The organism is Paenibacillus sp. N119s (assembly GCF_059447605.1).
The window spans coordinates 1-9,233 of the sequence record NZ_JCAJRU010000204.1 but is presented as its reverse complement, the minus strand read 5'-3'; the positions used below and the strand labels follow the sequence as shown (position 1 = coordinate 9,233).

Sequence of the window (9,233 nt, the reverse complement as noted above, 5' to 3'; positions counted from 1 at the left end):
CTCCTTCAAAATAGCTCTTGGACATGCCAAATTAAGACGAATGTACCCATGTCCATTATCAACAAACATGCTCCCATCCTCTAAAAGCACACCTGCTTGGGCAGCGAAAAGGCCTGTCAGGTCTTCCTCTCCCGCAGTGTATTTGCTAATATTGACCCACGCCAGGTAAGTGGCTTCAGGGATCGTAAATTCGGATTCAGGCAAGTGTTTACGTAAAAACCCATCCGTAAACTTGAAGTTATCGTCAAGATATTTCAATAATTCCTGATGCCATTGCTGCCCATGCTCATAGGCTGCCTGAGTGGCCGCAATGCTCAATGGATTTTTAAATGAATAGTGACGACGAAGCCATAATTCCCGAAGCTCCTTGTTAGGGATAATAACATTGGAGAACATCAGACCCGCCATGTTAAACGTTTTGCTAGGAGCCATACAGGTGACGATTCGATCTGATTGCGGGAACAATTTGGCGAACGGCGTATGAGAAAGGCCGCTCCGAAGCAAGTCGCAATGGATTTCGTCCGAGATAATCCATACATGGTTCCTTAGGCAAATTTCGCCAATCCCCCGCAGCTCCTCTTCTTTCCAGAGCCGGCCCGTTGGATTATGCGGATTACAGAAGATGCATAACGTGACCTTCGGGTCGTTCGCTTTGGCTTCAAAATCGTCAAAGTTTAAAGCATAATGCCCCTGTTCATTTTTTAGTTCCGAACAAACCAGCTCCAGATTATTGAATTCCACAGCGGATTGGAAAAAGGCATAAGAGGGCGTTAGAATCAGCACTTTTTCATCAGGTTTGCAAATATACTCACATAACTCATACAGAGCAGGGATAATGCCTGGTGAGGTTACCAGATGTTCTTTGGGGAAAGTCCAATCATACATTCGTCTGGTCCAATTTGATAGGGCCACATAATAATTAGGATCAAACACTTGGCTATAACCGAAGATGCGTTGATTAAGCCTCTTTTGTATCGCCTCAATAATCTCAGGTGGAGTCGCGAAATCCATATCCGCGATCCACATGCGTACAAATTCGTCATCCTTGTAAGGGAAACTAAAGTTCTCCCTCCCTTTGAACATGTATTCACGAAAGCCGTCCGTATTCATAGAGTTCGTATTTTTACGATCAATGATTTCGTCAAAATTATACTTCATCACGTCAATCCTCTCTTCCTCGCACGATATTCAAGCGTTCCTTGTTTGTATTATTTCACATTAAAAGTAATCCGTTCAAAACGGCAATATTCTCGTCAGAAGAAACACTATGCTATTTTTGTTTCGTGATAAGAAATTTTTAATACGATTTATGCTATACTAATTACAAGCACAATCGAATTCACCTGTTATCACAGCTTTGTCTATTCATAAGAAACATCCGAAGGAGAGATCATGTGACATCTTCAATCAGCCGGGAAGTGGGGAAAAAAATCAGAAGCATCCGCAAGTATAAGGGGATACCCGTGGAAGAGTTAGGGAAGATGATTTACAAAAGCAAAGCCACTATTTCGAAATATGAAACTGGAGATATCGCATTGGATATCGATACACTTTATGCCATAGCGCTTGCATTAAACGTTCAGGTAGAACAATTATTGTACTCTGAACCTATAAAACCGTCTCCATTATTGGAGAACATGCCCAACACCTTTTTCAAAAATTCTAACCGCTTCTACTCCTATTTTTACGATGGCAGAATCAACAAACTGATCCGATGCGTCGTTGATATCTTTGCTCAAACCCATGATGCCGGTTACAAAACGATGCTATATATGAACGTTCGGGATTTCGACCAATACTGGCAATGCGAAAATTCATATTCAGGTCATACTGAGCATTATGACACGCTAACCACTCTTATTTTAACGAACCAAGCTACACCTTTAGAAAAATTGACGATCAACATTCTCGCGTCTTTTCTTGAATCAGAACAAAAGTGGGCATTAATGTCCGGGGTTTCTTTCCGCCCTTTTATGCCGATCGCTCTCAAAATGCTGTTCTCCAGATGTCCGTTAACCGAGAATCAGGAACTCATCAATGAACTCAAAATATCCAGGGACGATATACGAAGAATGAAAATGTACAATATGTTTGCGATCACTTGAAGGATTCAAATTAAAAGGCCGGATTCGAATGAACTCGATCCCGGCCGTCTGCAAAACCTTTTATAAATCCACAAGTTCATGGAACAGATCTTTTTCGCTTTGAAGTTTCCCTTCGTTCCCTACTACGCAAATATAACGATCATCCAACATGGCTTCGACCATTGAAGCTAGGCTCACGATTTCTTCCGCGCTCACAGATAAAATTTCATTCCGTTCTCGCTGCACATCCTCATCCGAGAAGCTGCACAGATAACGCACCATCGCTTCATAGCCTGCATCTGCCGGACTTCTCGGAACATCCAGTTCACGAATGGCTCCTATGATATAACGTGCCATATTCTGCTCGTCGGCGTGGAACTGACGGATATAATTCGGTATATTCATAAACACATCATAACTTGCTTTCAGATTCGGATCGCGATACGTCGATAATGTCATGTCACCGTTTCGTTGGAAATTGCTATTCACCCCGTATGCCCCGCCCTTCACGCGGATTTCATTCCACAGATACTCATACGTCAGTATCGTCTTAAGCACTTTTAGCGCTCCATGGTAAGCATATCCTTTCGATAGGAAATTACTTGTCTGCGCAACATATTGAATCTGTGATGCAGCAACCAATCCTTCATTTTTTTGCACTGGCGCAAATCCAATCGCTCGATCCTGCACTGAAGCATCTACATGCAAACCCGATTTTATGCGCTGTACACGTGATTCCAGTATGGCAAAGCCTTCTGCATCTGAAGTATAACTGACCATCATGTTCTCGGGTCGGAAAATGGCCTTGCAAAGCTCCTGCAATTTGCTGATTAGTAAATCTTTTTCCTCATCAAAATGAGCTTCCAGTTTACTAACCAATTGATAATGGGCAATTCCACTAATTAAATCTCGAAAATAACCTGACTTGGAATGGTAAGAAAGTGCCCTGTTCTGAGCCGTAATATGGCCCGAAGATACTAAATACATCTGCATATCCGATTTCATCTCTCGTATAATCTCGTATAGACGCCCGGAATCGTTCAGTTTGGAGCGCAGCATCATTTCTTCGATCATATCTAAAGCAAAATCCAATTTTTCGTATAAGATTTTCGCCGAAAACTCAAAGGTAGGCTTGAAAGCATCCACCTGTTTAGTGTTTGCATACACAGCTAAGCCGGTGTATATCCCTCCAGAATGAATGCCTATCTGATTGGACAACGTGCTATACTCATAATTTTCGGTATCTACATTACCAAGCATATGTTTCAAAATTCCCGCATATTTCAACAATTCTTCCGGGATGCTCCCCAGATCGAACAATATTCGCAAGTATCCGATTCCGTTTGTATGCAGTTCCTGATGCAGAACCAATGTGTTATCCACGAAATGTTCATGCTGGCTGATGTAGCTTGTATAGGTTGCGATCTCATCCCTGGTCAACATAGGTATTTTGTCCAGCTGCTCTTTCGTTGATGGAGCACTTTTATACTCCTTTAATGCCGCTGTTCGCTCAATAAGACGTTGAATTTCATGATCATTCAAGCTTCGTTGGTAGTCACGCGTTTTGGCTTTCAACGCTTCCTCTTGAATTTGGCCAAGTCCTCTTCGCGGTTTGAGCACGACAACCGATGAATGCGGATTATTCATAAAGTACTGTTCAATAAGTTCTTCGAAATAACGTGTAGACAGTCTGGCACGTAAGCGTTCAAATATCTGATTGGTTTCCACACTAATAAACGGGTTGTTTCCTTCATGAATAAGGCTATCCATGATTTGGATACCGTAGTGAAGTCCTTTCGGGAATCGACCAAAGTCAGCTTCACGATAATTAAATTCGTAAGTATTTAGGCCTGCAAGTAAAAAATCACGCTCCATCCCCTCCATGGTGATCTGACGAAGGGTATGCTGAATCGTATCCATGAATACAGACAATTGCTCCGTGTTGCTCTGCATTGCTGTTATGCTGAATACGGGTTGAAGCATACTGTTCATGTAGGTGCCGACAATGTTCTTGGCGATCCCTGTCTTTAACAGTGCTTGTCGCAAAGGAGCCCCTGATGCACCAATGAGCGCATAGTGGAGAATTTGAAACGAGATACTGAGTTCCCTATCCAGATTGGTACCAATAACGGCACTGTAGCTAAGAAAAGTGTTGTCTTCCTCCGATTCGTGCGTATTAATCGAATATTCATTCTCCGCGTATGCCTGTTTACTGAATGCGGGTTGTAGATCGATTCGCGAATCCATGTCCATTCGCTCGAACGCACTCAGGTATTCCTGATCCAGCCACTCCAATTTTGCCACCATATCCATATTTCCGTACAAGTAGATATAACTGTTCGAAGGATGGTAATATTTTGTATGATATGCCAATAGATCCTCATATTTCAGTTGGAGAATCTCTTCCGGGAGACCGCCGTACTCTTTCGAATAAATGGAATCTGGAAACAGTGAGTTTAATTGATGTCTATACAGCACGCGTTCCGGCGAGGAAAACTCGCCTTTCATTTCATTGTATACAACTCCGTTATATTGAAGTTCTGCATCGGTCGACTCCAAGTAATGGCTCCATCCCTCTTGGCGGAAGATTTCCTCTTTTTGATAAATATTCGGATATAGCACCGCATCCATATAAATATCCATCAGGTTCTGGAAGTCTTTTTCGTTCTGGCTAGCGACAGGATAGATCGTTTTGTCAGCAAAGGTCATGGCATTCAGAAATGTATTTAGCGAACCTTTAAGCAGTTGCGAAAACGTATCCTTGGCAGGGAATTTTCGGGAACCACACAATACGGAATGCTCCAGAATGTGAGCAACACCGGTGTCATCCGTTGGAGGAGTTCTAAACCCGATGCTGAACACTTTATTTTCGTCCTCATTGGATAACAGAACCAGACGTGCGCCAGTCTTCAGATGCTCCAACACGATCCCTTCCGATTTCAGTTCTTCTATGTTTCTTATTTCAAGAACCCGATAGGACTTCAAATCCGCTACTGTTTGCATAATCCCTCCGCTAATCTTGAAAAATTTAGTACATGTATGATCCGATTTTTTCTTTCAATTCATCTGTTGGAATGACACCGACATGGCGTTCAAGCAACTCCCCATCTTTATAAAAGAAAGTCGTTGGAGTAGCTAGGATTTGATTTCTATCGCCAAGTTCAGGATATTGCGTTGCATTTACTTTCACGATGTTTACGAATGGGAGCTCAAATTCAATGGCATCCAGTATTTTGGAAAATGTCTTACATGGGGCACAAGTGTCCGTATAAAAATCAACAATCACAAATCCTTCTTTAACTAATTCCTCATAGTTGTCAGATGTAGCAGTATGAATGGCCATGATTTAAACCTCCTGTAATTGGGTTGTATAATAAGTTTCAACTTCCTGATCAAAGTACTCTAAGTACTTCCGGCTTGCATAGTTATCGAAATCAATGCGCTGTCTAACTTCCTCAATATCTAGTCCCGGGAACGATTCAACCATATTTGCAATATACTCTTCATAACCCTCAGCGGTCGGTCTGAAATGATCTTCTTCGGCATGTTTCATGGCAATTAAGAGAATCGGCAAATTCGTTTGATTCAATGAAATAATCATATGCATAAACTCTTCATATGACTTCACTGGAATACGTCCCTGAAACTGCTCTTCGGTCATTTCTTCAAGAACCAGGCCTTCACTTTGAGTTATAAGTCTAACTCGCTCCAGTTCCATATGGGTGAGTAAATCCAGATCTTCTTGAATAAGGTTGTATTTTCCCTTCTCAGCCAGTTGCCGGTTTACACTGTTGATAATGTAGTACAAATTCGACGAGGTAACATTGACTCGAATTTGTTCCTTTATATAAGCTTTCAATTCTTCAAACGTAGAAACACCGTCAATCTGTTCCTCAGCAGCCATTGCATCTGTCCACGGTGGAACAATGCTCCGGACAATTCTGACAATTTGAACATGGACCTCGTGACCTTGGACATTCAAATCAGCGGTATCTTGACTTCTTCTTCCAATCAATTGCTCCTCTAATTCTTTACTGAATAATCCTAAACCAATGCTAATCGTCAAATTTTCCCGATTATATTTCTTCTCCCCGCTGGTCAGATTTAACGTAACGCTATCTCCATTCTGGACATCATTCACTTCAACCAATTGTCTGTGTTTCTTTTGGATTCTTTGGAGTTCTTCTTCTACGGCATGTTTGTCAATCGAATATTGAAGCCATTCAGGATTAAGGTCCATTTGCCGAAAATCCGGCTCTGAGATGATCGACGATTTGAGTCTTTGTTTTAACATGTAGTTCTCCCTTTCTAGCATTTTTGTAATTCAATATATGTCTTGAATGATTCACATTGTTCAAGCAACTCTTCATAAGTTCCTTGGCTCTCAACAGATCCTTTGTTCATCACGATGATGTGGTCCGCCTGATGAACCAGGTTCATATCATGCATAATCATAATGATTGTGCGACCTTTCATCGCTTGTAACAATGCTTGCATCACCTCCCTTTGGTTCGCGGTATCCAGATTGCTGGTTGCCTCATCAAGAAGCAGGATATCCGGACTTTTAATGATGGCGCGAGCAATGGCTATGCGCTGTTTTTGACCGCCAGATATATTAGTTTGAGAAATGGAAAGTTGAGTGTCCCATCCATCCTTTAGCTCCATTATGAAGTGCAATACATTGGCTGTTTGGGCAGCACGTTGGAACTCTTCTTCCGAAGGAGTTGATGACGCGCCGTAGACAACGTTTTCACGTATAGTGCCCGGGATCATCGGGCTATTCTGGGACACATAACCGATTTTATTCCTCCACTCATTCATGTACAGATCCGATAACCCTTGCTGGCCATACTTGATCTCTCCTGTATCGGGTTCATAAAAGCGTGAAATCAATTTAAGAATGGATGTTTTTCCGCTTCCGTTCTCCCCGACGATTGCAGTTACTTTTCCATGCGGAATCGTTATGGATATATCGCTTAGAACCTGATGCTCTCCATCATATGTGAACGAAACATGATCGAACTTAATATCAGATTGTTCTTTGTCTACCATGAATTTGCCTTTGAGCAATTCATTCTCCATGTCCATCAAGGCAGCAATTTTGTATGTTCCGCCGTGGGAGCTTTTTATATTTGACCATTGAGTAACAATCTCAAAAAAGGAAGGCAGCAGGATCATGGAGTATGAATAAAACTCTACCAGACCCTTAATTTGCATCTCCCCGCTCCGTACATAAGAAGCACCGCCGGCAAATACAATAATCATGATGGCATATTGGACCAGAAGCCCGATTGGCGTCTGTAGCGTCTCAAGAATGGCATTAAGCACATCTGCCTTGTACTTAATTTGACTCGCCTGAATGCCGCTCTGGTACTCCTCATTTTCAACGTTTGCCGTTTTGATATACTGCATATTGGCCAGACGCTCCGCAAAAAAGCTAGTCATTCGGGAGTAGGCTTTATTGATAGCAAAGTTCATTCGGTACTGTAATTTCCCAATAATGAAAATAATGACAAAGGCAAATGGAATAACAAACAGGATCAGGTAAGCCAGCTTGTCGTATATTTTGCTCATCTCTACATATGCCTTGATGAGCCCGTAACATGAAGCAAAAAAGGTCGCCACACTCGTTGGAGCAGAAACAGCACTTTCCGTATCTGATGTTATGCGCGAAATGAGAGACTGCGGCTGTTCTTTGTCATAGGCGGAGATGGGAAGCCTTAAAATTTTGCTCCACAGATTCCTCTGTGTGTTTCGAATTGCAACGATTCGCCCGAAACCGTATACTAACTGGTATACAAAGGTAACTCCCGCATAGGCTAGACTCCACAGAATCAATCCTTGCAGAAAATTGGCTTCAGTGATACCGCCCGCATAGACTTTAGCCGTATACGGCACAAGCAGGAGGTTGATCTGAGTCATTGAAAAGGTCAAAATCACTGTGGCAATCAACAAATGCCACGGGAACTTGATTTTTGTGTAAAATTTAAGAAAGGTCTTCCAGGAGGTTTGCTCCGTTTTTCCCACTGCTACCTTTTGATCCAAGACCCTCATCCCCCTTATCGGTTCATCATACTTTGGTAGAACGAATTACTTACCAACATTTCCGAATGCGATCCGGAGGACACACTGCGATCTTTGTTAAGCACGATAATATGATCGGTATGTCGGATGACGGTAGAGTCATGCGTAACAATAATGACAGTCCGATTTTTTTTCAGGTTCTCCATCCCTTCCAGCACCTCTGATTTTGCAATGGCATCCAAGGCTGTTGTTGGTTCATCAAGCACTAAAATTTTAGGATTTTGTAAAATAGCCCGTGTGATCGCAATGCGTTGACGCTGCCCACCCGAAAGTTGTGAACCAAACTGTCCAACCTGTGTCTCATATCCGTGAGGCAATTCAGTAATAAATACGTGTGCATTCGCCAAAGTAGCCGCCACAACAATCTCTTCATTGGAGATTTTGGCTTTCAGCCCGAATAGGATGTTTTCCTTGATGGTTCCGGACATTAATGGAACCTCTTGGGGTACATAAGCAATGCCCTGGCGCCACTTTCGGATATTGAATTCATGGATGCTGCTCCCGTTCAGAACGATGCTTCCGCTAGACGGTTCGTACAGACGTTCCAATAATTTAAGGATGGTCGTTTTACCTACTCCACTTGGGCCGATGACAACACTCGTTCGCTGGAAAGGAATTGTAAAAGTTGCATGGCTTAGAACCTCCGAACTGTCATCGTAACGGAAAGAAACCTTGTTAAAATGGATATCTCCGCTCTCCATTGCCTCTTTGGCATAAGGAACCATGCCTTCTTCCGGGCTTTTGAGGACATGGGCTACCCGAAACAAGGAACCCTGCGTAGTTTTAATGGCATCCCATTGGCCGCCTTTATTCGCAACCATATTCAACAAGTTGGTTGCAAACATATAAAAGGCGTACCAGGTCGCCACATCCAATCGACCATCCCGCAAGAGAGGAATGCCTATGAGCAATAGAATTACAGTTTGAGCCAAAGTAATGATACTGTTGATGGGAAATTGAAATAGTCCGATATAAAGCAATCTTTTTTGCGCATCATACAATTGATGAATCGCTTGATTACCGCGTTTGCTTTCAAGCTCTTCCTTGTTGAACGCCTTGATCACG

The 9,233-nt window shown here is 42.5% G+C and carries 7 protein-coding genes; 1 reads left to right on the top strand and 6 read right to left on the bottom strand.

Annotated elements, in window-relative coordinates; translation table 11 throughout:
- The coding region (locus AC5V8P_RS19785; RefSeq protein ID WP_495473797.1) for a MalY/PatB family protein at positions 1-1,158 on the bottom strand (1,158 nt) is incomplete at its 3' end.
- Between the two features lie 236 nt (positions 1,159-1,394).
- Between AC5V8P_RS19785 and AC5V8P_RS19780 the strand changes: the two genes are divergently transcribed.
- Positions 1,395-2,105, top strand: coding sequence for a helix-turn-helix domain-containing protein (locus tag AC5V8P_RS19780; protein WP_064796180.1), 711 nt, complete (start codon positions 1,395-1,397; stop codon positions 2,103-2,105).
- Positions 2,106-2,165: 60 nt separating this feature from the next.
- Here the strand turns inward: AC5V8P_RS19780 and AC5V8P_RS19775 are convergent, their stop codons facing one another.
- From AC5V8P_RS19775 to AC5V8P_RS19755, 5 genes are all read right to left on the bottom strand, one after another.
- A complete protein-coding gene (locus tag AC5V8P_RS19775; protein ID WP_064796181.1) occupies positions 2,166-5,087 on the bottom strand; it encodes an insulinase family protein in 2,922 nt (973 codons plus the stop codon).
- 25 nt (positions 5,088-5,112) lie between these two features.
- Entirely contained in the window at positions 5,113-5,427 is a 315-nt protein-coding gene (locus AC5V8P_RS19770; protein WP_064796182.1) for a thioredoxin family protein, read from the bottom strand.
- A 3-nt stretch (positions 5,428-5,430) separates the two neighbouring features.
- The gene (locus AC5V8P_RS19765) at positions 5,431-6,378 is read right to left on the bottom strand and encodes a trigger factor (protein WP_064796183.1); all 948 of its coding nucleotides are present in this window, start codon (positions 6,376-6,378) and stop codon (positions 5,431-5,433) included.
- A gap of 14 nt (positions 6,379-6,392) precedes the next feature.
- Positions 6,393-8,129, bottom strand: a complete 1,737-nt coding sequence (locus AC5V8P_RS19760; protein WP_064796184.1) for an ABC transporter ATP-binding protein — start codon at positions 8,127-8,129, stop codon at positions 6,393-6,395.
- 14 nt (positions 8,130-8,143) lie between these two features.
- The coding region (locus AC5V8P_RS19755) for an ABC transporter ATP-binding protein (protein WP_495473796.1) at positions 8,144-9,233 on the bottom strand (1,090 nt) is incomplete at its 5' end.